General features: G+C 28.3%; 21 protein-coding genes and 1 pseudogene. 4 read left to right on the plus strand and 18 right to left on the minus strand.

All coding sequences use genetic code 4. The features are described from left to right. Window positions 1–5: 5 nt before the first annotated feature. The 13 genes and pseudogenes from rpmG to FG904_RS01695 form a co-directional block, all read right to left on the minus strand. A complete protein-coding gene (gene rpmG / locus FG904_RS01640; protein WP_139592190.1) occupies window positions 6–158 on the minus strand; it encodes a 50S ribosomal protein L33 in 153 nt (50 codons plus the stop codon). Window positions 159–240: 82 nt separating this feature from the next. Further along, window positions 241–1,068, minus strand: coding sequence for a deoxyribonuclease IV (locus FG904_RS01645; protein WP_139592191.1), 828 nt, complete (start codon window positions 1,066–1,068; stop codon window positions 241–243). Beyond that, window positions 1,061–2,176, minus strand: coding sequence for a potassium channel family protein (locus FG904_RS01650; RefSeq protein WP_139592192.1), 1,116 nt, complete (start codon window positions 2,174–2,176; stop codon window positions 1,061–1,063). Before FG904_RS01650 ends, FG904_RS01645 begins: the two co-directional genes overlap by 8 nt. A 64-nt stretch (window positions 2,177–2,240) precedes the next feature. Continuing rightward, the gene (locus FG904_RS01655; protein ID WP_139592193.1) at window positions 2,241–3,215 is read right to left on the minus strand and encodes a LacI family DNA-binding transcriptional regulator; all 975 of its coding nucleotides are present in this window, start codon (window positions 3,213–3,215) and stop codon (window positions 2,241–2,243) included. 268 nt (window positions 3,216–3,483) lie between these two features. Further along, complete coding sequence (locus tag FG904_RS01660; protein ID WP_139592194.1) at window positions 3,484–6,126, minus strand: DEAD/DEAH box helicase family protein; 2,643 nt, start codon at window positions 6,124–6,126, stop codon at window positions 3,484–3,486. 1 nt (window position 6,127) lies between these two features. Further along, window positions 6,128–8,002, minus strand: coding sequence for a DNA methyltransferase (locus FG904_RS01665; protein WP_139592195.1), 1,875 nt, complete (start codon window positions 8,000–8,002; stop codon window positions 6,128–6,130). A 194-nt stretch (window positions 8,003–8,196) separates the two neighbouring features. Continuing rightward, window positions 8,197–8,904 (minus strand): restriction endonuclease subunit S, encoded by a 708-nt coding sequence (locus FG904_RS01670; protein ID WP_139592196.1) that lies wholly within the window; start codon window positions 8,902–8,904, stop codon window positions 8,197–8,199. Next, a complete protein-coding gene (locus tag FG904_RS03410; protein WP_276331005.1) occupies window positions 8,852–9,535 on the minus strand; it encodes a restriction endonuclease subunit S in 684 nt (227 codons plus the stop codon). The genes FG904_RS01670 and FG904_RS03410 overlap by 53 nt, the downstream gene beginning before the upstream one ends. A gap of 75 nt (window positions 9,536–9,610) precedes the next feature. Further along, window positions 9,611–10,063, minus strand: a pseudogene (locus FG904_RS03415) (restriction endonuclease subunit S); the annotation flags it as partial. A 238-nt stretch (window positions 10,064–10,301) separates the two neighbouring features. After that, entirely contained in the window at window positions 10,302–11,231 is a 930-nt protein-coding gene (tsaD, locus tag FG904_RS01680) for a tRNA (adenosine(37)-N6)-threonylcarbamoyltransferase complex transferase subunit TsaD (protein WP_139592198.1), read from the minus strand. Further along, window positions 11,231–11,791 carry a tRNA (adenosine(37)-N6)-threonylcarbamoyltransferase complex dimerization subunit type 1 TsaB gene (tsaB, locus tag FG904_RS01685; protein ID WP_139592199.1) on the minus strand — a complete coding sequence of 187 codons (561 nt, stop codon included), beginning with the start codon at window positions 11,789–11,791 and terminating at the stop codon, window positions 11,231–11,233. Before tsaB ends, tsaD begins: the two co-directional genes overlap by 1 nt. A gap of 9 nt (window positions 11,792–11,800) precedes the next feature. Further along, window positions 11,801–12,187, minus strand: coding sequence for a tRNA (adenosine(37)-N6)-threonylcarbamoyltransferase complex ATPase subunit type 1 TsaE (tsaE, locus tag FG904_RS01690; RefSeq protein WP_139592200.1), 387 nt, complete (start codon window positions 12,185–12,187; stop codon window positions 11,801–11,803). Then, window positions 12,181–13,047: a DegV family protein gene (locus FG904_RS01695; protein WP_139592201.1), complete on the minus strand. Its 867-nt coding sequence runs from the start codon at window positions 13,045–13,047 to the stop codon at window positions 12,181–12,183. The genes tsaE and FG904_RS01695 overlap by 7 nt, the downstream gene beginning before the upstream one ends. Before the next feature lie 25 nt (window positions 13,048–13,072). Here FG904_RS01695 and tapR point away from each other — a divergent pair, with 25 nt between their 5' ends. Together tapR and tyrS are read left to right on the plus strand one after the other, a co-directional pair. Beyond that, window positions 13,073–13,681 (plus strand): TyrS-associated PheT N-terminal domain-related protein TapR, encoded by a 609-nt coding sequence (gene tapR, locus FG904_RS01700; RefSeq protein ID WP_139592202.1) that lies wholly within the window; start codon window positions 13,073–13,075, stop codon window positions 13,679–13,681. 49 nt (window positions 13,682–13,730) lie between these two features. Next, the gene (gene tyrS / locus FG904_RS01705; RefSeq protein ID WP_338044347.1) at window positions 13,731–14,924 is read left to right on the plus strand and encodes a tyrosine--tRNA ligase; all 1,194 of its coding nucleotides are present in this window, start codon (window positions 13,731–13,733) and stop codon (window positions 14,922–14,924) included. Window positions 14,925–14,961: 37 nt separating this feature from the next. Here the strand turns inward: tyrS and FG904_RS01710 are convergent, their stop codons facing one another. Further along, window positions 14,962–15,633, minus strand: a complete 672-nt coding sequence (locus tag FG904_RS01710; RefSeq protein WP_139592204.1) for a hypothetical protein — start codon at window positions 15,631–15,633, stop codon at window positions 14,962–14,964. 26 nt (window positions 15,634–15,659) lie between these two features. Here FG904_RS01710 and FG904_RS01715 point away from each other — a divergent pair, with 26 nt between their 5' ends. Further along, window positions 15,660–17,381 (plus strand): hypothetical protein, encoded by a 1,722-nt coding sequence (locus FG904_RS01715; RefSeq protein ID WP_139592205.1) that lies wholly within the window; start codon window positions 15,660–15,662, stop codon window positions 17,379–17,381. A gap of 35 nt (window positions 17,382–17,416) precedes the next feature. On the opposite strand, the gene FG904_RS01720 is transcribed toward FG904_RS01715, so the two are convergent. The 3 genes from FG904_RS01720 to FG904_RS01730 form a co-directional block, all read right to left on the minus strand. Further along, window positions 17,417–18,481 carry a hypothetical protein gene (locus FG904_RS01720; RefSeq protein ID WP_139592206.1) on the minus strand — a complete coding sequence of 355 codons (1,065 nt, stop codon included), beginning with the start codon at window positions 18,479–18,481 and terminating at the stop codon, window positions 17,417–17,419. Between the two features lie 127 nt (window positions 18,482–18,608). Then, window positions 18,609–19,361, minus strand: coding sequence for a phosphotransferase (locus FG904_RS01725; RefSeq protein WP_139592207.1), 753 nt, complete (start codon window positions 19,359–19,361; stop codon window positions 18,609–18,611). Between the two features lie 74 nt (window positions 19,362–19,435). Further along, entirely contained in the window at window positions 19,436–21,535 is a 2,100-nt protein-coding gene (locus FG904_RS01730; protein WP_139592208.1) for an MIP family Ig-specific serine endopeptidase, read from the minus strand. A gap of 102 nt (window positions 21,536–21,637) precedes the next feature. Here FG904_RS01730 and FG904_RS01735 point away from each other — a divergent pair, with 102 nt between their 5' ends. Continuing rightward, window positions 21,638–23,662, plus strand: a complete 2,025-nt coding sequence (locus FG904_RS01735) for a coiled-coil domain-containing protein (RefSeq protein ID WP_139592209.1) — start codon at window positions 21,638–21,640, stop codon at window positions 23,660–23,662. 43 nt (window positions 23,663–23,705) lie between these two features. On the opposite strand, the gene mip is transcribed toward FG904_RS01735, so the two are convergent. Beyond that, window positions 23,706–25,985, minus strand: a complete 2,280-nt coding sequence (gene mip / locus FG904_RS01740) for an Ig-specific serine endopeptidase MIP (RefSeq protein WP_139592210.1) — start codon at window positions 25,983–25,985, stop codon at window positions 23,706–23,708. Window positions 25,986–25,989: the final 4 nt, after the last annotated feature.

The following is a 25,989-nucleotide window of genomic DNA, read 5'->3' on the forward strand; positions in this document are numbered from 1 at the left end:
TTGAATTATTTTTTCTCTTTGTGGTTTACGTGTGCATTACATTTTGAACAATATTTTTTCACTTCAACTTTTTCTGGGTGATTTTTCTTGTTTTTCTTAGAAATGTAGTTTTCCATTTTACACTCTACACATACTAATGTAAAACCTTCTCTTGCCATAAGCAACTCCTTTACAAATTAAGTTATAAATTTAAGTGATATTAAGCTTTAACAATTATAACAAAAAGATAAGTGTTTTTAACTATGATAATAGCATTTTTATTTCATCTGCATAAATGTTTGGATTATCTTCTGGAATTGGTGTTTCTAAAATAATTGGAATATTGTCAAAATCTTTGTCAAAGACAAATTTTTTCAAAGTTTCTAAACCAATATAACCTTTACCGATGTTGGCATGGCGATCTTTGTGACTACGTACATCATTCTTAGAGTCGTTTAAGTGAATAACTGCCACTTCTTTTAATAAATCTCATTTAACAAGTTCCTTTTTAAAACCTTCATAGTCTTGTAAGTCATATCCAGCATCTCATAAATGGCAAGTGTCTAAACATATTTTTAAACGATCATGATTAACTCACTTGATTACGTGTGCTAGTTGTTCTAAGTCACGTCCTACTTCCGTACCTTTACCTGACATGCTTTCTAAACAAATTACTACATCATTAGTGTTTTCAATGACTTCATTTAATGAGTCAATTAAAGTATCTAAAGCTTCTTCAACATCATATTCAACTGAAGCTCCTGGGTGAAGGACTAAATATTTAAATCCAGCTTGTTCCATTCTTTTGATTTCGTCGATTAAGAAATCAATTGCAAACCTGTTTTTTGATGGGTTTGAAGGGTTAATGATATATGGTGCATGAACCACAATATCATGTGCCGGAATTAATGCTTCATATTTTTCTTTATATAAATCTAAGTTATATTTTTCAACAGCTACCCGAGCTGTGTTTTGTGGTGCGCCCAAGTAAATCATTAAAGTGTTTGCACCATTGTTTAAGGCATTTTGGCATGAATCTGTTAAATAATTTGGTGCTTTGAATGATATGTGTGAACCTAGTTTAATCATTTTTATCTCCTTTTTGACTTTCTAGCTTTGCAGCTTGATCTAAATCAATTGTTTGTTCCTGATTTTTAGACTTTTTAGTCTTTTTAATATGGTTTTGCATTTCACTTAAAAATGAACCAGCAATAATCCCTGAAGGTATAGCTATAATAGCAATTGATACTAGTGAAATAAACATTACAATACCCTTACTAATTGGCGCATGTGGTACAAAATCACCATATCCGATTGTTGTTAGGGTAATTGTTGTGAAGTATAAAGCATCTCAAATATCTGTGACATATCCATTTGATAAAGTTTGAAAAGAAGCCACTAAAGAACTTGGTAAAGCAATTTTGCCATTTAATAAATGTTGATAGTAATCATTTACAGTATATTGCTTATTAGACAGTTCTGGAATTGAATTTTGATTATCAAGCAATCATTGTTTTTGAATGTTTTCTAAATAGTTTAATTCGTTATTTCAAATTAATAAGGCAAAAATAACAATTAAAATCATAATTAAGATAAAAACATAAGTTAAAACACTTTTTTGATCTTGAAAGACTGAAGTAATGATTTTAAATGGTGCAAATAATTGTAAGATAAATAAAAATCTAATAATTTTAAAAATATTCAGCGATTTAAAATGACTGAAAAACCTTGCAGCTCCAGATAGTTGATAAGAATTGTTTTCACTTGCTGGTAGTAGAAATTCAATCGCATTAAATGAAGCAAAAACACAAAGCATTATAATAATTGCCTTAAATGAAAACAAGTAATTTAAGGTCGATTTTCAGTGTGGTGTGGTTAAATTGTTTTTTGTTCGATAAGTTAAAAAATGCATAACATAATCAAATAAAAATACAAAAAAAGTTATTACTTGAACAGTTGATAAAAACCTTTGTCAATGTTCTTTTGCACTCGAGTTTGAATTTGAAATTGTTATTAAAGATAAAAATGAAAAAAAGCAAATAACACTAATGATTGAGGCATATAAGTAGGTTAAAAACCTAATTTTTTTACTTTCTTTTTCTAAAGATATTGGGATAGAATTTTGAGATCAAGTAATGATACTCAAAATCTTTAAAAAAGCTTTTTTGTCAGTCTTTAGCAAATCAAATATTTTCATAAATTAATTATAAAGTAATTACTTTATAAGCAAAATAAAACAAAAATGCACATTTTACTGTGCATTAAAGTTTTAGGCTTTCGATAATTTTTGGCATCACTAATCTTGTCGCAGGTTCTTCATCATCAGGAGACATTTCTGTAATTAATTTTTCAATTTCAAATCCAATTCCTGGATAATCAATAAAGATTTTTCCATAGTATGAATTTAATTGGTCATTAACTGAAGTGTATCCGATGTCTGTTAATTTAAAATATTCTTTCCCTTTTAAAAGAAGTGCTGAATAAACATTGTGTGAAGAACAAATGATGTTAGTGAATTTGTTTTTAACAGCAAAACTAATAAATTCTTTTAATTCAACTGCTCTACGAATTGAATGAATTGCATATTTAAATGGTTCAACTCCAACTTCACGACATGCTTCTTTAAATCCTGAATATCTGATGTCACATTGAGTTTTATTCAATGTTAAATCTTCTAGGAAAATTAGTCTTTGATTGTCTTTAGGTAGAATTGATTTAAAATATTTTGTCAATTCATAAAATCCACGGTGTTCATCTACTGCTACTCATGAAACACCTGGAACTTTGTGTCCATAAACAATTATTTTAACGTCTTCAATTGAACGTAAGAAATTAAATAGCTTTTGGTCATATTCACTAATAAAAACTACGATAGCACTAGGTTTTCAAGTTATTAGATATCTAATTGTGTCAGTATAATCTTCTGTTGTTGTTCCTGTGTATACTGAAGCTACTCTACGTTTGTTTTTGAAACATTGAACGATAATTCCGTCTACAATGTGCTGATAAACTCTTGAACCAAAAGCAGGAGTTACAACAAAAACTGAACCTTCTTTAGATAATTCTCTTAGTTGTCTTCCTGATGGTGGTACATAATCATCTAATGTTTTAATTACTTCTTCTATTCTTTTAGAAGCCTTAGCTGAAACATAACCGTTATTATAGTAGCGACTAATTGTGGAAACAGAGACCCCTGCTACTTTTGAGATTTCCTTATACGAAATGGTTTTCTTCATATATTTTAATTATAGTACACTTTTTTTCGTTTTTCATTATTATGGGATTTTTTCATAAATGTGAAACAAAAAACTCGCCTTAGCGAGTTGTATCATAATGTGAACGGCGAGTTATATTCGCAAGCAGTGAAGTCTTATAGGCTTCTCATTCTTTAGTTTCCTAAAGCACTGAATAAATTATAGCACCAAGATTTTAAAAGTCAAGAAGTTTTTTAATAATTCTTTTATTTTTTGTTTAATTGTTGTTTTTGAAAGTTAAAAATTATTATTAAATATTTTTAATCATTGCATCAAATGCTTTATCAAATTCAGGTATTGTTGTTTCTTTATTAAAGAAAGGTAAACCAAAGATTTTTGTATTTTCTTTATACCCTTCATCAACAGATGCGTTGAATTCTATTTTGCCTAAAAAGTCTTCTTTCCATTTATCTTTTTCAATTAAATGTTCACCTTTAGGTTCAATATAAGTTTGTAGCAGTTTTGATCCTTTGTAATCCTTTTTAGTTATTAATAATAAATAGTCTGGTTCAAATCTTTCACCATCTTCAAATGAATAAATAGATAGTTCTGCTATTCTTTCATTTCTAACAACATAGTATTTTAAATCTTTATCTTTTAATTTTGGTTCTAAATAGTCTTTAAAGTGTTTGATAAAAGCTTTTTCTTCAACTGTTCCATAGTTGTCGTTGTAAACATATCAATCTTCTTCACTTAGATTTAAGTAGTATTCAATATTTTTACTTTGACTTTGTGAAACCCCTTGCCCATCATTTGCTCTAATTTCTTTTAGTCGTATCTTTTTATCTTTAATAACTTTCTTCAATTCAATTGGTGTAAATTCAGAAGTACCAATATATTTTTGTTTAATAGAACCTACATGATTGGCAATATCTGTAAAAGCTTTTTTAACAGCTTTAAATAAATCTCTTCCAGTAATCTTGTCAAAGTGAGTTATATGAATTGAACATTGACCTAAATAATTATCTGAAGTAAAAAATTCTACTTTTGATTTTAGGTTAGGATATTTTTGCTTTAAGAAACTAAATTTTAAAGCCTCAAAATATTCACTTGTTCCTAATAGAGTATTTAATCCTATTTCCATATGATCTGTTGGCAATGTTTTATCTTTGATATGAAATCTAAAAATTTGTGTTTTTTCTTTAAGTGATGAGTTTTTAGTTTCATTATCATCAAACAAGCCAATTGTTTGACCGCTGATATTATTTTCAACTTTATAATAATATGTTTTTGTTTTAAATGAACCTTCAATGCCTTGAATTTCATCCCTTGTTTTCGGAACTCTTTTATTTCTAAAAATTACACCATGATTATATAGCGGCGTTTCTTTAAAGTTATCTTTTAGTTTGTATTCTAATTCAACAGTGTCAGATGACTGAAGCCCTGTCTCTATTAGAGCTCTTTTTAGTTCAGAAATATAACTAGAGTCATTTTTACTGTGAAAGTACATTGTTTCTAAAATTCTGTATTGATTTGTGATATCGTAATCAAATTTTCTTTTGAAAATATTTTCTTCTTCACTATCATCTTCAATTATGAAAGGATAATATCTAGCTCCTCTACCAATTAACTGAGCTTCTTTTATTGTATATGGAGCAACTGTACTCTTTCCACCTTGTCTAGTATCATATAAACGAACGATGTCATATAAGTTTAGAACATCTCACCCTTCATTTAGCATATCAACCGAAAACACTAAACGAATTGGATTATCTAAATCTTCTAAAGAATTCACGAGAAGTTGTTTTTCTTTGTTGTTATCTGTTGATCCATTAATAATTATTGAATTATTAGTTGTAAATGAATCTTGAATTGAGTGTTTAAGCGTCTCTAATGTTTCATCTTTTGCTTTGAAATATTGAATAGCTGATTTTAAAGTAGGAATTTCACTGTTTTCTAGTTCTAATAGTTCATCTGTAGTTAATTCTTTAATTTTTTTAAAAAAATGTTCGTAAAAAGTTTCTGATTCGCTGATTTTTTGTGACTTAAGCATTACAACAGGTTTTTTATTTAATTTTAAGTCACTAAATAAAAACCTTCGATATTCACTCATAACAAGCGCCATTAAGGCTCTAGTTCATAAATCTGTGTCTGTTGCAAAGTTTTGGAAATCCTTTGTATATCCACATTCTCTGAATTTATATAAAGGATAATCAAAAATGATTTTGTCTCTGTATTTCTGCAATACATTTGCATTCTTTAGATCACAAGTTGCTGTAAATTCTAACAGGATGTTATCCTTATTTCTATCAAATGCAGCTTTAACTGAATTTTCTCAACTAGCTTCATCAGGATCGATTTTTCCTTTTTTAGTTGATGAATTTACGTGGTGACTTTCATCTGATATAAAGACTATTTGATTGTCTTCAAAATCATTTCAAGTTATTGTATTTTCTTTACTTTCTAATAGATTTAAGTGCAGCTTTTGAGTTGTTGTAAAAACAATTTCGATTGTGTTTTTTTCTAAATTATTACTAAAATTTTCAACTTTATCAATTTTGATTTTTTCACCTAAATATTCAATGTTTTCATTAAATAAGTATTTTTGTGACAATGAGTTTGTAAAGTTATCAATTGTTTTCTCTAAGACATTTGTCTGATTGACAAAGAATAAAAACTTTCTATAACCTTTGGTGTATAAATACAAAATCAAACCAGCCATTATGACAGTTTTACCACTACCTGTAGCCATATGGAACAGATTTTCTATTTTCTTGTTTTTTCTTAAATGTTCTGACTCGAAATAAGTAACAAAATGTCTAAAAGCTTGAATTTGATATTCTCTTAAAACTAATTTATTAGAAACTCCTTGTTTGATAATTTCTGGTAATTGTTCAGTTTTATCAACATTGTGTAAAACTTCTAAATCTTGATATAAAAAACGTTGTTCCATTTTATCTTCCTTTATAAAATGAATCAGTGAACTTTTTATCACTTTCACTTATTTGATAATTTTGATCATTGATATCAGAATAATTTACATAAAGTTTATTTTTGTCAATTAATTTAATAAGTACATTTTTCTTATCTTGAAGTGATAAATTATCAAATTCTAATTCTGTTGCTTCTAATTCATCTTGAATAACATAAGGGACTATTCTTTCATCAGAAAAAATATTTTCTTTAATTTGTTGAATATTTTCTTCTGTTGCTTGTTGAATTTGTTTAATTCTAGCATTTGCATCATCTAACAATTCACAGTAGACAAAACTGCCACCACCTTGTCAATTTACTGATTTAGAAATTCCACCTTGTTCTCCTTCAATAACTTTTTTAAGTCTTTCAACAGTTATATTTTGAATGTAGTCCATTTGCTCAATTCCAATGTATTTACGACCCATTTTATGAGCAACAGCTGCAGTTGTTCCTGAACCTAAGCAAAAATCTAGAACTACGTCATTTTCATTTGTGGATAACTCTAAAATTCTTTCAATTAATTGTTCTGGTTTTGGATTACTAAATATATTTTTGCCAAACAATTTCTTTAAATGCATTGTACCGTTTGTTGTAGTTCCTACGTCATCTCAAATGGTTTTTGCTACTCTTCCTCTTTCTTGAGCTTCATATAGGAATCTTTTTCTTTGTGGTCCAGCTTCTCCATTAACGCCAAAAACTATTCTATTGTCTTGTAGTAATTCTTGAAACTTGTTGTAGTCATTTTTTCAGCTGCACCCTTCATTTGGTAGATATTTCACACCTGTTTTTGGATTAATAATTTCATATTGTTGATTAGGTCCTCAACCGCCAACTTGAAAAGGATCTGCTTTTCAAGGACCTCTTGGATCATTATCAGGATTAGAAAAACCTTCACCGTCTTCTTTCAAGCGAAACTCTGTTCTATTTTTAATGTAATAATCTTTGTTTTGAAAATACACTAAGGTATGAGTATGAGAAACTGAAACAAGTGCTGTGTTAGTAACTGATTTAGTAGAATTTCAAATAATATCATTTAAAAAATTTTCAACACCAAATATGTCATCCATTAATACTTTGCAGTAATGCGCTTCACTGTCACTTAAACTTACAAAAATAACACCATCGTCTTTTAAAAGTTTTTTGGCTAATTCAAGTCTATTTTTCATGAAAGTTAATCATGTTGAATGATTAAATCTATCATTGTAATTAAAACTATCTTTACCGGTGTTATATGGTGGATCTATATAAATACATTTGATTTTATTTTCATATTTTGTTAGCAATGTTGCTAGAGCTATTAAATTATTACCTTTGATTATTAAGTTGTCATTTTCATTAAAAATGATATCTTCTTCAACACCATCAGTTTTATATCTTTTTGCATTTGATAAAACTTTTGGTGCTAGCATATTGCTAATTTGATCATTAGCAATGATCTCATGATAGAAAATTTCATCTCTTTTTTGATCATCCTTGTCTTGTCCGCCTTGCAGTATACAATCCTTGAATGGAAAATCAAGAACTACATCATTCAACTTATTGATAAAATTGCCGTTTTTTGCTAAACCGATTTTATTTGTATATGCTGTATAAGAGTCTGGTAAAAATTCTTTTGATTCAATGAATCAAGCGAATTTTTGTTTATCAAAAACTAATGTTTTATTGACGTTTTTAAAAAATGTTTGTTTAACTGATTCATCACTTAAAAGCAATGAAATCAATTCTTCATCCATTTTCATTACGTCACTATAAACAGAGGCTTTTAATAATTTTTCCCCCCCCTCATTTTCTGAGATGTATTTATTTGATGTTTTTAGTAAATTTGAAACTGTTTCAAAAATATTTTGCTTCATTTTTATCCTTTTGTTTTAATTAGTTTTTAATTTTGCTGTATACAAGCTTATTGTATTTTTATTATATTAAATTAATTGGTAAAGCTCATTCAAGTATTTATAAACTTAACAATTTCGGAGTTATATTAATGTTTTGTACTTTAGAAAAATTAAAACCAATGCATAAAAATGCATTGGTTAATAAATTTGATAATTTAATTGTTGTTTTTAAAAGTTAAAAGTTTATCTCTGTAATATTCATATTGTTGTTTTCTGAGTTTGATTTCTAATGGTAAAGTTTCTAGTGTTTGATTAATCATGAAATACATTTTATCAAGAATATTGGCAAGATAATTTTGAACTTCAATTGATGGCATAAAAATTTCTATGTTCTTTAATTCATTCTTTGATAAATTAAATCTTGTTGTTCCTGAAACACATTTAAGAATTTTATTTCTAACTTCATTACTTCTAAAATAATGAGAAATAAAGCTCAGGTTTATCTTATTTAAATCTTTAAATCTAAAACCGAAACAAAAACTGTTTAAATAAACAGGATCTTTTGTTTGTCTTTTATAAACAGAAGTCATTCCTGTTTCATCAAATGTTTCTGAAGAAACTGTAAAAAACAAATCGCCGTAATCTACTCTATTTTGATTTTCTCCATTTTGAACATTTACTTTCTTGAAATCAATGTCTGTAATAAATAAATTATTAAAAACATCTAAATAACTTACATAGTTAGAATTGAATTTATCACTAAAATCATTTTTATTTTTATTTTTTAAACCTGAGTAAAAATCTCCTAATTGATGTAATTTTGGTAAAGCAAACTTAATATATGCTTTTTCCAGAAATTCAAGATACAGGCTATCTAGCTCTCTCTCTCTCTCTCTCTTGGTTTTCTGAAACTTTATTCACAACCTTGAAGTTTAACAGTTTGTCCCTGTAGTATTCATATTGTTGTTGTCTTAATTTGATTTCTTCCAGTAGTGGTCCTGAAGAATCTTCAACCATTTTAGATAATTTGTCTAATATTTGGACTATTTGTTTTTGAATTTGAATAGATGGAATTGTTAAAGTTAATTTTTCTATCTCTGATTTGTTTATAGTTTGTCTTGTTGAACCATAAACTTTGGTATATATTTGTTGTCTTCTAAATCCTTCTGAATCAAATAAGTAACTTAAATAGCTAGATGTAATTAAATTTGGTGTTTTTAATCTCAATCTTGTTAGATGGTATGAAAATACAGTGTTTTCCAAATCATTTAAAATAACTGAAGTACGACAGATATCTTCAGATGTTTCTGATGATGTAGTTAGCAGAATATCGCCTTTTAATAAATTGGCTTTTTTAATTTGTTGTTCTTTTCCGCTTGTTATTGAAAAAATAAAATCTTTATCAATGTATTTGTTTTTATAAACATCCATGTAATTTGCTAAATAAACTTCTTGTTCATCTTCAAAAATTTTTTTATCGAGACCAGATGAATTAATGTCAATGACATCTGCCAGCTTGACTTCTTTTATTAAGTTTTTTGTTTGAGAAGTCAATTTAACTAATGAATCATATGATAATAATTTATTTCTATATTCCTCATACTGAATATTAGCTTCCTCAAGAGCTTCCTCAAGAGCTTCCTCAAGAGCTTCCTCAAGCTCAGTCATTTTGTCCAAGGTTTGACTAATTTTTATTTGTTTATCGATCGGGGGCAGTGTTATCTCTATTTCAGCAAAAACATTGCTCATTAATTTGGCATTACCAATACTTCGGTTCACATATTGTTTTGCAATAAATTTCAGGTAATGATATGCGAATTTTGTATTAACATTTTGTTGATCTTTGTTTACTAAAACACCACACACATTTGTTGCTGAAAATTTTTCATTCCTATAAAACACACTTCCAGCATGAGCACCGTCTGTTGTTCATGTGATATATTCACCATCATAGTCGTATGAATTAATGCTTCCTATACAACCGTTGTTGATAGTTTTTGAAGAATAGACCGGAAAAGTTCCAGGATTTTCTTCAATATATTTTTGAGAAATAACTCTTCCTCTTTTTATTTCAAAAATTTCAGATACTTTTTTGTTATAAAGTTTTCTATATTAAAAAATTTCTCAAAAGTAAAAATTTTATTTTCCATAATTTACCAAATTCTCTGTCTTGTTATAAAGTTAATAAATAACCTAAATAATATTGTATTTCTACATTTCATAAAACTATTTAAATTCTATCAAAGTTGATTGATATATCAAGTTTATTGACAATTAAAAAGACGCTTTATGATAAAAAGCGTCTTTTATAATTTAAAACTTATTTCTTGTTATGTAAATAGGCTACTTGAGCAATCATAGCTCCATTATCAGTAGCATATTTTAAATTTGGTATTAAGACATTAGAATGTAGTTTTAAAAATTCATTTCTAAGCAAGGTGTTTGCACTAACTCCGCCACCTAATACCAAAGTTTTAACATCACTTAATTGACTTAAAGCTAGTTTTGTTTTTTCAATTAAATATTCAACTGCTGTTTTTTGAAAAGAAACAGCCAGTTGAACTGGATCAATTTGTTGATTTAGCATTTTAGCTTGGTTTACTTTGTTTAAAACTTGTGTTTTTAAACCACTAAATGAAAAATCTAATGGTTTTTCTGTTTTTGGTTTTGATAAGCTTATAAAATCACCTGAATAATTTTGATACAGTCTGTCAATTAACGGTCCGCCCGGAAAACCTAGACCTAATCGAGCTGATATTTTATCAAACGCTTCACCTACAGCATCATCTAACGTTTGTCCGATTATTTCAATATCAGTTAAAGATTCGGCATACATTAATTGAGTGTGTCCACCAGAAACTAATAAACATAATGCTGGAAAAGTGATGTCGTTTTCAATAGTAGCTGATAAAAAGTGCCCGATTAAATGATTTACTGGATATAAAGGTTTGTTGATAATAGAAGCAAAGGCACTAGCAAATAAGAAACCAATTTGTAATGTACCGATTAAGCCCGGTTCTTTTGTATAAGCAATTAAATCAAAAGATTCAGCTTCATGTTTACTTAAAAGCTCTTGTTGAATTAGTGCAATATTGTGCACGTGTTGTCTTGATGCTAATTCTGGAATTGTCCCACCATATTGTTTGAATAAATCAATTTGAGAAATTGATCACATATCAATAATTTTACCGTCTTGTAAAACTGCAATTGATGTATCGTCATGTGAAGTTTCAATACCTAAAATCTTCATTATTGCTTTGCTCCAATTTGTGGTTTTTTAATATAGTGTGGTTTAATCTCCATTAAGTTTGTTTCCATAAAACTATTGCTGTAGGCTCAAAAGTTTTTAATAAACAATAAGTAATTAACATTAGTTAACGGTTGGTTAATGAAATCAATAACTGTAACTTTTTGTTCTATGTCTTGGTTTTCTGGTGCTTTTAGATCAAATTGATAAACTTTTTTACCTTGAGCGTCAATGTAAGCATAATTTAAATATTTATTTTGGATCTTTAAAATATCTCAAGTGCTAATTGTATATATTTTAGCCTTAGAAATAAGGGCTAAAGTTCTAAAATAAACTAAAGACGATCTAACTCCTGTAAAAAAGCCAGGACCAATATTAGTGTAATAGTTATTAATATCTTTAAAACTTAAATTATTTTGAGTCAAAAGTTGTTGAGTTAATTGTGGAATTAAGTCAACTTTTTTCTTATAACCTTTTAGGTGGGTATAATCAATTACTTCAAAGGAATTGTTGAATAAAATTAAAACAAAATCTAAACTTGTTGTGTCTAAAAATAAATTCATAATTCCTTTCTATACAATTTCAAAACAGTGTTGATTTTCTAAATTGATTCAAGCTTTTATTTCTAAAAAATCACCAAAATCAAAACTAGTTTTAGAAGCTCATTCAATTGCTACTATGTTGTTTTCAAAATAATCTTCAAATTCTTCTATATCACCACCATAGTTATATAGATCAATATGAACTAAGCCTTCATATGTCTTAACATAGTTAAAACTAGGGGAAGTTATTGGTTCGTGAATACCTAATGCTAGAGCTAAACGTTTTACAAAAGTGGTTTTACCAGCTCCTAAGTCTCCATTTAATAATAAAATCTGTTTTTGTTTAAAAAAGTCAAGATTTTGAGTTATAAAAGCATCTAAATCAGCAATTGAATTACAAATAACTTGTTTTAACATTTTTCTAAAATCGACAATTCTTGATCACTTCAGTCTTCAGGAATTGAAATTACGACTAAAGCTTCTGGACCTGTATGAATGCTAATTGCATTAGGTAAAGTGTATTTGTAAACTTCTAACTGTGGATAATTAGTTTTAATAAAGTTTAAGATAGTTGGATAATCTGAACAATCATTATTTAAGATCAGAAGTTTGTTTGATTTTAAATCAGCTAATTTTTCAACAATATTATTTTGAATAGTTTTAACAAAAACTCTTCCTTTACCTTCTTTTTCTAATACACCTTTATAAAATCTAATAATTGGAACGATTCTAAATAATTTAGCTAAAGTAGCTGCTGCTGGTGATAAACGACCACCCTTAACTAAATAATCATTGTACTTTGGAAATAGTGAAACTTTTAGATTTTCAGGTCAGGTTGCAATTTGTTGTAAAGCTTGATCTGTTTCAATTCCAGATTCAATTAATTTTTGGAATTTTGAGACTTTAACAGTTAATAAAACTGCTATATATTCTGATTCGAAAACTTTTAATTTAGGATATGAAGCTTCTAGTGGTTTTAAATTAGCATATTGGCTTGATAAGTGTTTTGAAATTGGAAAAATAATAATCTCATCATATTGTGAACTTAATTCTTCAACTAATTTTTCAGCATAACCAATTGGTGTACAAGCTGTTTTATAAGACTTGGTTTTTAGTGAAAATAATTTGAATAAATCATCTTGAGTTAAATCAACTCCGTCTTGATAATTAACACCATCCAATTCAACTTTTAGAGGTAAAAAATATCACCCGAAAGCTGAAGCTTGTTGTTTAGTTAAGCCTGTTGAGGAATCTACTATTATCGCGGTCTTTTTCATGCATTAATTATAGTATAATTAAAAAATGATATTACTTAATAATTTAGATAAATCATTTTCAAACACATCTGTAATCTTAGTTGATGCATCGCTAAAGTATGATTCAACTGTTTACAGTGATAAATTTGTGTTTTTTGTAGATGCTGAAAAACAAGTTATTTCAGCCAATTTATTAGATAATAGTTATTTAAACATACGTAGCAACACCAAATATGCTCCATTAAATCAAAATCAAGTGCAATTGTTTGTAAAAGAAGCTAGTGACAAAGGATTAAAAGTACTAAATAAGCCTAAATTTAAATATGTTAAAGTATTAGATAAACAAAATCATCCTAAGAGTGAAAAGTTGTTTGTTTTAACACTTTTAGAAAATGTGGTTTCTAATCAAACACGTCAGTTAGTGACTAACAGACAAGATGTTAAAGTAGGCGATGTTTTAGTTATGGCAATGCCTGGAACTACTTTGCTTTCTGGTTTAGAAATTTTAGAAGGTGAAATAATGGGAGTATTTAGCCCTGGAATGTTGGTGTCTTTAGGTTCATTTGAACTAGAACCAGTTAGTTCAGATTTAATTTTTGCAACAGATGACAAAATAGGGACTGATTACGAGTTTTTTGTTGAAGCAAGTAGGTAAAAATGGAAAGTATTAAAAAATATTTGAAGAACGTGGAATATTAAAAGCAATTAGTAATGAACAAAAACTAAACAACATCGGACCAAACGATGCTATTTACTGTGGTTTTGATCCAACTGCTAAAAGTTTACACTTAGGTAATTACATACAAATCATTAATTTATTGCGTTTAAAATATGCAGGTTATAAAGTTTATGCCTTAGTTGGTGGAGCAACCGGAATGATCGGAGATCCGTCATTTAAAGATGCCGAAAGACAATTGCTTGATTCAAAAACATTGGAATTAAATAAGTCAAAGATTAAAGCACAATTAGAAAAATTTGGTATTGAAGTTATTGATAATTATGACTTTTATAAAAACATGAATTTCTTAGAATTTCTAAGAGATGCAGGAAAATTAGTTAATGTTGCTTATATGCTGACTAAAGATTCAGTTACTGCTAGAATTCAAAACGGCTTAAGTTTTACTGAGTTTTCATATCAACTAATCCAGGGATGAGACTTTTTAACACTATATAAAGAAAAAAATGTTAAAGTCCAATTTGGTGGTTCAGACCAGTGGGGTAATATTACTACTGGTTTAGACATGATTAATACTGTGTTTGGAAATGATCATAAAGCAGTTGCTATTACAGCTAATTTATTAACTGATATAAATGGTAATAAGTTTGGTAAATCTACAGGTGGTGGAAGTTTATGACTAGACCCTGAAATGACTAAACCATATCAGTTATATCAATTCTTATTAAATCAACCCGATTCAGAAGTTGAAAAATTATTAAAATGATTAAGTCATTTATCTGTTGAAAATATCGAACAAATAATTCAACAACACCAAGCAGTTCCACAAATCAGATTAGGTCAAAGAGCATTAGCTTTTGCTGTTGTAAATGATATACACGGTAAAGACGCTGCTCGAAAAGCTGGTTTAATTTCAGCATTATTATTTAACAAGGATATTGATTTACAAGCTATTCCAACAGCTGATATTTCTGACATTTTTGATGATGTTCCTAATATTGAATTAAAAGCAAACTCGCCATTAATTGATCAACTAATTGAATTAAAAGTAATTCAATCAAAAAGAGAAGCAAGAGAATTTATTCAAGCTAATGCTATTAAATTTAATTTAGAAAATGTTGACAATATTGACTTTGTAGTAAACTCACAGGTTTGACAAAACCAATATGCATTAATTCATGTTGGTAAAAAGAAAATCTATCTAGCAAAAATCAGCAAATAAAAAGTGAAATTCAATTTCACTTTTTTCTATATCTTTTTTAAATGCTTAAAAAGTCTTTACGGTATGTTTTATTTAAAAATCTAAAATAAAAAGATTTGTCAGTGTTAAATTGTTGTTTTAGGGCTTTGTTAGCTTTAATTAGTTGAATTGAATTAATTGCTATAACATAACCAAGCACAGCAGTTGCTACTCCGGAAATTATCAACCCTATCGTCACACTTTGGAACGGATGAATTAATCAAGCAAATCAAATTGAAATAACAACTAAAAACACTCAGCTGTAAAATGCAATAATAACTACTAAATAACTGTTTAAAAATGATTTTAAGTAGTAAGGTTTAGCTTGTTCTGTTTGTTGCAAGGTAATTAGTTTATAAATTTGCATTTGATATCAGACAGGCAATAAAACACCAATTATCATTATGTGTTTATATAGTTGTTGAAATTTTAAATAAAACAAAGCCAATATTCCAATCTCTAATGCCTTTAAAACAAGCATTACACCGAAAGAAGCTCAAGCTAATTTAATTAACAATTGAATTGTTTCTTGTTCGCTTGTAGTATGTGTTTGAATACTTTGCATAAATGAAGCTATGACAAATAAAGTAATAAACGCTATTGACAATAATGCACTGATTCAAGATAGGTGAACATTGGCTTTAAAGGTTGATATTAGTAATGTTTTTTTGTTATGTAAATGTTTTTGCATAAGAATAATTTAATTATAATAGATAAATGAAAAAGATCACTAAACACTTTTTAATACTTTTAAGTGTAACAACCGCATCTGTCGCAGCGGTTTCTTATGCTTTTTTTAATAAAAATGGTTTATATAAAACAAAGTTCTTAGACAAACAAAAATTAATTGAAAACAGCATGAATTTGAATTTGGATGCAAGTTATAATCAACTAAATGCTTATGACAATTTGCTAGATTTTCAAAACAGTGCTGACATCAATATTTATTATTCAAGATACGGTATTCAAAACTTCTATAACATGATTAGAATGGCAATGTTGGCTCAGACTGAAACACATTTTATTTATTCATCTGACATAGTGTTTCAATCTAAGTTAAACAAAGAAGAATTACAAAATTTTTTGATTAATAAAAAAGCTTTTGATCCTAATAAATCTCAAGAAGAGAACATCAGAAACTATTCAAGATCTAAGGTAATTGATGTTGAAAAAAATCTTGATGGTTATGACTATAAATATGAATTTGAAAGAATAATTAAACAAAATCCTGACAAGAAAATTAATGTTTGATTTAATTCAGAAATTATTAAAGAAGATATTTCTGTAATTACTGAGTTATTGCAATATCCTAATGTTGTTTTAAATGGATTAGAAGACTCTAATGTTATAGCATTTCACTTGTATAACTACTGACTACCACAAGCTAAAAGTGTGTTGTATGATGAACAAACCAAAAAATGAAGCAACAGTTCATCAAGCATATACAACAGAGTTAGTCAATACATTTTACCAACTGATTTAGCTACGGATTATAACATCCATAGATATAATCTTTTCTTTTCTGATAATTACCATGTTGATTTATTAAATAAAGAAGGATTGTTGCATATTTATCCTTTCTTTAAGTCTGATCCAACTTTAACTATCAAAGACAAACTGTTTGCCACAAGGGATAAAAACAATAAGCGTTTATCAACACATTGATCTAAAATAACAGGATTAGATTGAAAACAAGATCGAGATAAAGTAGCTTCTAATAAAGCATTAAACAATAAGCCGGGCTTAATTGTTTTGGGTACTGCTGAAAATAATGATTTTGACTTTTATGCTACTGTTGTTAAGTTATATTCAGATCAATACAACATTTACTACAAAGGACATCCAGGACATAATTCAACAAGCGATGATATTGTTAAAAAAATATCATCACATCAAGAGTTTAGTTTTTACAACTATTTAACTAACAAAACTGAAAAATATGTCTTACCTGAAAACAATATTGCTGACATTTTAGAAAGTCAAATTCCTTCAGAAGAATTAACAAGCGATCATGCTGTTGAAGAAAATGGATTATATTTTGAAAAATGAGCATTGGCTGATCCTTCAACTTCAGCTGCTAAAGGAATTTTTAACAAGATTAATACACCACAAGATTTTGCAGTATTATTCTTAAAAAATGAATCTAAAATAGCTACAGATAGGATTAATGAAACTGTTTGAAATGACTATATTCAAGAGACCTTAGTTAATTTTGTAATTAACAATGTTCAAATCACTAAACCTCAAGATACAAGCAATTTAGAGCAATGAAATGCTAATTTAGCAATTATCGACCCAAAAGGAATTTTATCTTCAGTTAAGATTGTTGAAATATCTAACTCAGAAAACCAATTTACATTTAAACTACAAGTTGTTTTAAATCAAGTAAATAATCAACAATATGCTGAAACTATTACTATACATAAAACTTTTGAATAAACATAAAGCAGAATCATATGATTCTGCTTTTACTATTAAATTTCTTGTGGTTGTACTTTGTATTGTTTGAAATTTAAATATGAAATAGTAATATAGAAAGTTAAGTAAATCACTGATGTAATAACAAATAGAATATTGATATAACTTGCTGTAATCGAAAACGCTCATCAACTAAAAGCAAAATTAGCTATTAGCAATGCTAGGGCTAATAAACTAGCAAAAACATATCAAATTCAGAAATATCATCTTTTTACTTGCACTTTTAAATTAACATTATTTGAATATACAAATGATAAAAATATTTGTTTACATTTGTTTTTAGCCAATGCTAAATACATTCAAATAGTAATTATAATAATTAACAAAATAACAGTATAAGCTACTAAACCGATAGTAATAATCATATCATTTAAATAAACATACATATTAAATCTAATAGGATAATATGCTACTTTTAGGTTAGTAAATGAAGTTAGAAAACATAACGTTATTGTAGCTAATAAACTTATTGAAATAATAATACTAAAAGTTTGTGGTAAATGCTTTTTAAATTTGGCTACTTGTTGTTTTGCAGTATCAGTTGAAGTGGTTTTTATGTGTTTATAAAGATTAACATATAAGGCTATTTGCATTAATATGTTTAAAAGTGACATTAATCAAATATTAGCATATGCCCCAGTTGAATATTGAGTTGATAATAAAAGAACCGACATTAAGTAAATCGCAAAACTAAAAACGTTTAAAGTACTTAATAAGCTAAATGATTTTCAAGCATCATTAATACTGATTTTTGTAATTTGGTTTTCTTGTTTTTTAAATAAATCATTGATTTTATTTTTATAAACAACTGTATATTCAACAGTTATTCAAACAGCCAAAATTGTTAAAATGACTAAAAATGGCGATAAATAAAGATTGAGCGTTGTTTTATATGGTAGTTTTATCATTTCTTGCGTATTGTATTTTACAGTTGTAACTTTTCATATATCTGATTTATAAGCCAAATCTGATAAATTTCAAATTAGAATCAAAATTATTCCTATCAACACCAAACCAATAATGGATGACATTGACATTAAAAAGTTCTTTTTTGTTTTCATATCTTAATTCTAAAACTTAAATAATATGTTTTAATATTTTGCCATTCATTCTTCGGCTTTTTCACAAAATTGCAATATATTACTGCTGAATAATGAAAATAACCAGAAACATTGTTTCTGGTTGTGATTAATCTCTAAAGCTTTGTGTTTGTTTTTTATGATTAAATTCTTGAACATTTTTTTCTAATTCATTGATAAAATGCTCGTCACTAAATGGTTTAACTGGTTGTGCATTAATTCATAAAATTGTTAAATAATGAACTAGGATTTTTTGTTGAATTAAGTATTCTTCTCAATATGAATCATATTGATCTAAAAACACTTGTTCTTGGTGTTTGGTTAAATATGAATGACAAATAAAATAAGCTAAATCAAAATGTTTATCACCCATTGAAGCATATTCTCAATCAATAAAATAAACTTTATCTTTCATATCAACTAAAATGTTAGCTAATCTTAAGTCATTATGTAATGGACGGTTATTCTCGCTGTGTTTTAAAATTAAGTTAATTTTTTTGTAATATTTGTCTAAAATAGGTACTTGAACGTTTTTTTCTTTTAAAATTTTACGGTACTCTTTAACTCTAGCAGCAACGTTTGATTTGGGAAATTTAAGTTCTGAATCATGAAGTATTTTAATATTGTCAGCAACTTGTTTTAAAACTTCATCTGTAAAAACTGTTTCTTTGTGTTCAATTCATTTTCATTTACTTTCAAACTCATTGTCTTCAAGCAATTCTGGTACGAAATCAAATTGCGCTAACATTGTGTTATCTAATTTATGATTAAATGGGTTTTTAATTTTTTCTTGAACAACTTGATCATTTAGTTTATAAGAAATATTAGTATGTCCTGATGTTAATTTTTGTTTTACTTCCATATTTAACCTCTTTAAAGTTTTTGTTTTTAAAATTATATATATTAAAAACCTCTTTAAAAAGAGGTTTTTTCATATTAGTATCCTTCAGGGAATAGTGCGGTTCTTTTATTTCCGTTGCCATCGAATCCGTTTGGATAAATTTCTTGAAGGTTTTGACGATATGAACGTGTTTGTTCAGCAAATCCTGTTCCGTCAATTAAATTGAATCCATAAATTACTTTATTATCATTTGTTTTAATATTAGCTTTTTGTAATAATGGAGCAAATGTTCCGACTCCTAGTAAATTGTCTTTGTCGATGTTAGATTGAACTCCATTGTAAATTCCTACAATTTCACCGTATTCATTGTAAACTACTGAACCACTAGCTCCATAGTATAGTGAAGAGAATTTAACATTGTAGTTAAATCCATAATAATCACCATATGGTCTATTATAAAGTTTGTCATAAATTCAGTGGTTATTAGAGTCCATTCTACCTGTTACGTCATTTGTCGCATAACTAAATAGTTTATCATTAGGTACTGTTGTTCCTCTAGTGTTATATTTTGGCTCAACAATGTTTTGTGTTCTTTCACTTGGGTTGTTTGTTTTTCAAGTGGTTGTATCAGGCTTAGGATATCCGGCGATATAAAGATTTTTAGCATTATATAAACCAAATTCATAAGCAGGATTAGTTTTATCAAGACCTTGCCCTCTTGTGTAATAGTCAAGTGTCATAATATTGTTATTTGTTGTTTTTGTGTAATTTGGTTTTAATTTAGAATCTTGCATTCTTTGAACATAAGAATCTACTGCTGAAACCGCATCCCTTATTCACTGTGCAAACGTTTGATCTGCTTGTGTTAAATCGACATCAAATTCAAACACACCAAAATCTATGTAGAATGGTATTTTACCTGTTTGGTTTAAGAAATCTCTTTTTTCTTGCAATGCTTCTTCACTAGATGAATTTTTAGTTCTTTCTATTTCACCATTTTGATAATTTTTATATTCTTGTCATTTTTGATCCAAACTGCCTTTAAATTGATTAAAGGCTTTATCAGAAACAAAATCAACTCCAGCAAAAACGATTTTTGGTGCTGTAAATGCCTGTGTTACTGTTGTATTTCCGCTTAAATTGTTTTGTGAATATTGTTGATACACAGCGTTATTTGCGTATACAGATATTGGTGTTCTGTAATTTGAATTATTTGCTAATGGTGCAAAACTTGGTTTTGTTGATGTCTTACCAAATGCAAACACCGTTCCTTTTCGTCCTGTAGGATCTGTATAGTTTCATTTATCACTTAGTGCCTTGTTTTCAAGCGTATTTGAATACTGAGCAATAACGTGCATGTTTGTTGCCATAAAAATTTTGTAGTGATTTTCATCTTTTTTATAGTAGTCTAAAACTCATCCTGTTCCTTGATCAACTAAATAGCTTGGTGTCGTGTTTTCTTTCCCACCATTCAAATCAGTTCCTGGCATAATCATAAATGTTCTTTTTCAAATTTCATCATAAATTTGATCAGCTGTTAGTTTAGCAGATTCATATTTTGATACGTAATCAGGCGATGTGTTTCTTGCTAGGACAAAATTATTTGCTGAGTTAGGGTCAAATGGATTAAATGGTGGTAACGGAACTGGATCAGGTTCTTGTAAATCTCCTGCAGTGTCATTATTTCCAGGTTCAGCCGGTTGATCATCTTGCTCTCCTGGTGTTGGATTAGGTTTAGGTGTAGGTCTTTCGGGTTGATCATCTACCTCAACTTTTCCACCTGCTCAGTCAGGGCTTTTTGGAACTCCGGGTACTTTTGATTCTTTTTTGATTACTTCAACTTGGTTTTTAAATTGCGCTAAAATCAGTTTTAACTCATTAGTCACGTGAGTTATATCATTCAATGACACAGTATTTTTTGAATCGTATGATTTAGCTTTTTCAATTATTACTTCAAGTCTTTTTTGAGCTGAAATATAATTTGCATTCTCTGATAAAGTTGCAGAAGCATTTTTTTCAAGTTCAGCTTTTGTTATTTCTGTTTTCAATTCTGCTTTTGCTTTAATTAAAGAATCTGACATTTGATTGTCTGATTTTTTAACTCCAAACTCACAGCTTGTCATTGCTAAAATAGGCAATCCCATTGCTGGAGTTAACAACATTATTGATTTGATTCGTCTTAAGTTATTTTTCATATTTTAATTATATTATTTTCAGTGCAACTTGCACCAACTTTTATATAAAATTTATTTTATATAAAAAGATTGTTATATAATTTAATTATTAAGGATGTATATATGAGAAAAAACATTAAATTATGACTACCACTTTTATCTACATCAGTGTTGCCTGTTGCTCTATCAGCAGCTTGTGTCCAGACTGAAACACAAGAAACAAACACTGTTTCAAAAGACTTAAAAGTATTGACTACTACTGAAGTTAAAGTTCGTGATTTAGAACAAAAAATTGAAAAAGCCAAAAGTGAGATTCAGAAAATTTTAAATTCAGATGCAGAAGTAAAGGCAAAAGTTGAAGAATTGACTAATCAACTTGATAATGAAAAGCAAACCGAAATCGAAGCAACTAAGACTAAAGTTGCTGAATTTCAAGAAACCATTAAGCAACTTACATCTGATAAAGAAAATCTTTTTAACGAATTAAGAACAGCTCAAGTAAGTGACTCTAGTGAGTTAGATGATTTACTTGCTGACAAAACAAGAATTGAATCTGAATTATTCAGTTACAGCGATACAGTTTTGACTAGAACTGGTAAATTAAAAGCTATTGAAAGTAAGATAACTGAAATTGAAAGACAAAAAACTGAATTAAACAGTCTTGTTAATAAAATTGTTGAAGATATTTCTGAAGCAAACTCTAAAAAGTCTCAATACGGTGAAGATTTAGTTAGAATAACAAATCATCAAGAAAATGTGAATTTGACAAGAAAGCAATTAGAAGATGTTATAGCAAATTTAAAAACTCAAAAAGCCTTTTTTGATCAAAAACAGAATGCAATTACAGAATTAGAAAACACCTTCAATGATAAAAGACAAGCATTAGAAGCCGAAAAAACTGAAGCTAATGCTCTTTTACAAAAAGCAAAAAACTTAAAAACTGATTTATTTTTAATCGACCATTACATGAAACAAATCATTAGAGCTCAAAGCGAAGTCTCTAATAATGTTAATGAAGGTTTAAAAACTTTAAGTGCTTTTGCCACTGTTGAAGTTGAATTAGGAATTAAAATCAAATCTTCTTTAGTTCCTATTTATTCATTAACTCTGCCACAATCAATTGCAAAAATTAATGAATTGAAAACGCAAGTAAATGATTATATCGATTCAGTTGTGGTTGATGAGAAATATTCATCTAATGAAGACTTTGTTACAAAAGTGAAAGAATTTAAACAAACTTTCCAAACACAAATGGATGAATTAATTAAAAAAATTAATGATGCTAAAGAATATTTTGAAAGTTTAAAAGAAAAACATAACACAGATCAATTTACAAATGACAATGTTACAATCATTAACTTAGAATCATTAGTTCCTAAATGAATGAATGACTGCTTAACTCAAATTGGTGAAAATACAAAAATAGTTGATGAAGCAACTAACAAAGTTTTAGAGTTTGACAAATTCAAACAATTTGAAGTAACTTTAAAATCAGATTATCAAAATATTCTAAGTTCTATTTCAACACAAGCAGAAGCTGTAAATCTGGATTTTAACAGACCTGAAGTAATTGATAATTCATTAACTCACTATGTTAAATCACAAAACGAAACCAGATTGAATAACCAAATTAATGCTTTAAATGCTTTTGTTTCTGCTGGTAATTCGTTAAAAACTAAGTTATTGGCTCAAATTGAAAAACTAAATCAAGCTAAAACTGAAGCTGAACAAGAAAAAACAAAAGCTTTAAAAAACATTGCTACTCCAAAAGAAGAAGAAGTTACTAGAATTAATGCTCTAGAAAGTTTAAAAGCCAAAATAACAAAAGCTAGAGAAAAATTAGCTGAAAGTTCAGAATATGACAAAGTTCAATCTAAAATTGCTGAGATTGATAAAAAACTAAAGAGAGCAAACTACGATTTAAAAGTTTCACAACAAGAAGTGATTACTGTTGAAAATAAATATTTAAATATTGAAAGAAACAGAAAAAATACTTACAATACTTTAGCAGTTAATAAAATTAAAATTGCTGAGTTAGGTAAAGAAATTCAAAAGATGCAAAAAGAATTGGAAAACTTTAAAGATCCAGAAGAAAAGCCATATGAAATTGACAAGCATCTTAAATATTCAAAAATTACAGAAGAATAATAAAAATAACCAATTGCTTAAGTTGGTTATTTTTCTATGATTTTTATGACTCTTTAAATCTGTATTCTTCAGGAATTGTTGCTGTTCCTTGTGGGAATAGTTTTGTTTTGTAATTATCACCGTAAATTTTTTGCAGCGCTTGACGATATGAAGTTCTTTGGTTTTTACCACCACCATAAATTAAATCATATTGTTCAAGGTTGTAATCACCGTATAACCCATTATAGTTATAACCAACACTTCTTAGAGCTTGTGTAATTGAAATGTTTGACAATAATGAACCATCAGCCGCAGCATAGTTAATTCCGATAATATTGTTATCCACATCTCTTACTGATGAACCAGAAGCACCTTTACCAGGTTCTCATGATTGTAAAACATATCCTAAACCATAGTTAATAAAGTGTTTTCCTTGATATGGTGAGCCAGTTTCTAGTAAGTGACTTACTGAGAATCCTTTTGTATTATTTTCATCAATTAAAGGACTGGCTAAAAGAATGTCGGTTAGCCCTGGTTTGTCTGGGAATGTTCTTAAGGCAACGTTTGGAGAAAGTCCATAACCTAAGAAACTTGCATCAATAACATCTTTTCTAGGTTTGAAAGGTTTGTTAACTCATAAAGTTGATGTGTAACCTAAACTAATTTTTCTACCTTCATCGTATGGTATTTGCTTAATTAAATCAATGTCATCTTTGGCATTTGGAAAACCTAAAGCGATAAAGTTATATTTTAATTTAGGTACTTCAATACCATTTGCTGTTAATTTTTGATTTTGGAATTCATCATATTTTTCTAACAAGTCAAAGTTAGCTGGTTTAGAATTTAATCCTACTGTTGGGTCCGCAAAACCTGAAGTAATATATGAAGCAAAAGTTGAAACATTTGGCAGTGTTGCTTTCATTAAACTACCTGTTGAAGTGTCGTAGTAGTTATATGAATAATCAGGATTTGTGCTTTCTGAAGCAAAATCAAATTCTAATACTGCAAAGTCAGCCATTTCTTCTCAAGTGAAATATGGAGAATCTGAATCTAGATAATCTCTAGGTGATGAATTTAAGAAGTTTGAACCAGCATAAACTAATTTAACTTGTTTTGGTGCAAATCTAAACACATCAGCAAATGGTAACCTATCTGTTGCATCATTAAACTGATTAGCGATTGGCGTATCTGGATTGTAGTGAATTAAATCAATTCTCTTAGTTACACCTGTTATCACTGATTTAGCTGCTCTAGCTGCTAATTCTTTTTTCTCTCAATCTGCTAATAATGGTTTAACTGTTTCATATGCTTCAATTAATTCTTGTGGCAATGAATCTCTGCTATCTTTGTATTTCTTTTCAAACTGGATATCATCCATGTTGTATTTACCTAATAAGGCACGATATTTTAAGTTAGCTTCTTTAGTAGGTTCAAAGACTGCATCAACAGCTTTTTGAGCTTCTATTGCTCTATCAGCATTAGTTTTCATTTGTGCATCTGATAAAACGTTTTGATATGGTGAATCATCAGGTGTTGATTTAATTAATAATTCAGCAACGTGTAAGTTTGTAGCTAAATAGAATTTTGTTGGATATGTTCCTGTGTCATCTAGTTTATAGTCTAAAATTCATGCTGTACCAAATGGAGCGAAAGTTGAAGGAATGCTTCTAGATTCTTTTAGATATTGATTTTCATTAACAATTCTAATTGAATATGATTGAAGTAATGTATTTTTATACAATTGGTTAGGAACTTCTCTCGGAAGTCCTCTGTCACCTAAAACATCTTCTCAGTGGTATGTTCTTAAAATTGTTTTAATCGGATCTAAAACTAGTTTATTGCTTGAGTTAGGTACTGAAAAGTTTTTAAGATATGAGCCAAAGAAAGAAGTCATATGTTGCTCTTTTGCTTTTTCATCAAATTTTCTAACATGATCTTCACCATAAGTTTTGTTAATTTCAGCAACTATCTCTTCTTTGTTTTCAGCAAATTGTCTATATAAACGATCTAAATAGTATTTTTCATCGATGTTAAACTTATCTCAGTTTGTACCTTTTTTATAAGCATCTGTATCAGCTTCTGCCGGTTTGAAGTTTTCTTTATGTGTATCTCTTGGTGGATCTTGAGGCGCATCTGTTACAACAGGCGCTCCTTCTCTATTACTTGGATTTGTTGGATCACCAGGATTGTCTGGATTAGATTTGCCAGGTTCTGTTTTATTAACTGTTCCAGGTTTTGCTGACGGCTTACCAATTGTTGCTTCCGAGTGTCCGAACTGACACGAAGCTGCTAAAGCCATTGGAGAAGATAAAAGCGATAGCAATAATAATTTATTTAGTTTCATGGGT

This window comes from Mycoplasma nasistruthionis (assembly GCF_006228185.1).
Taxonomy (GTDB): domain Bacteria; phylum Bacillota_I; class Bacilli_A; order Mycoplasmatales; family Metamycoplasmataceae; genus Mycoplasmopsis; species Mycoplasmopsis nasistruthionis.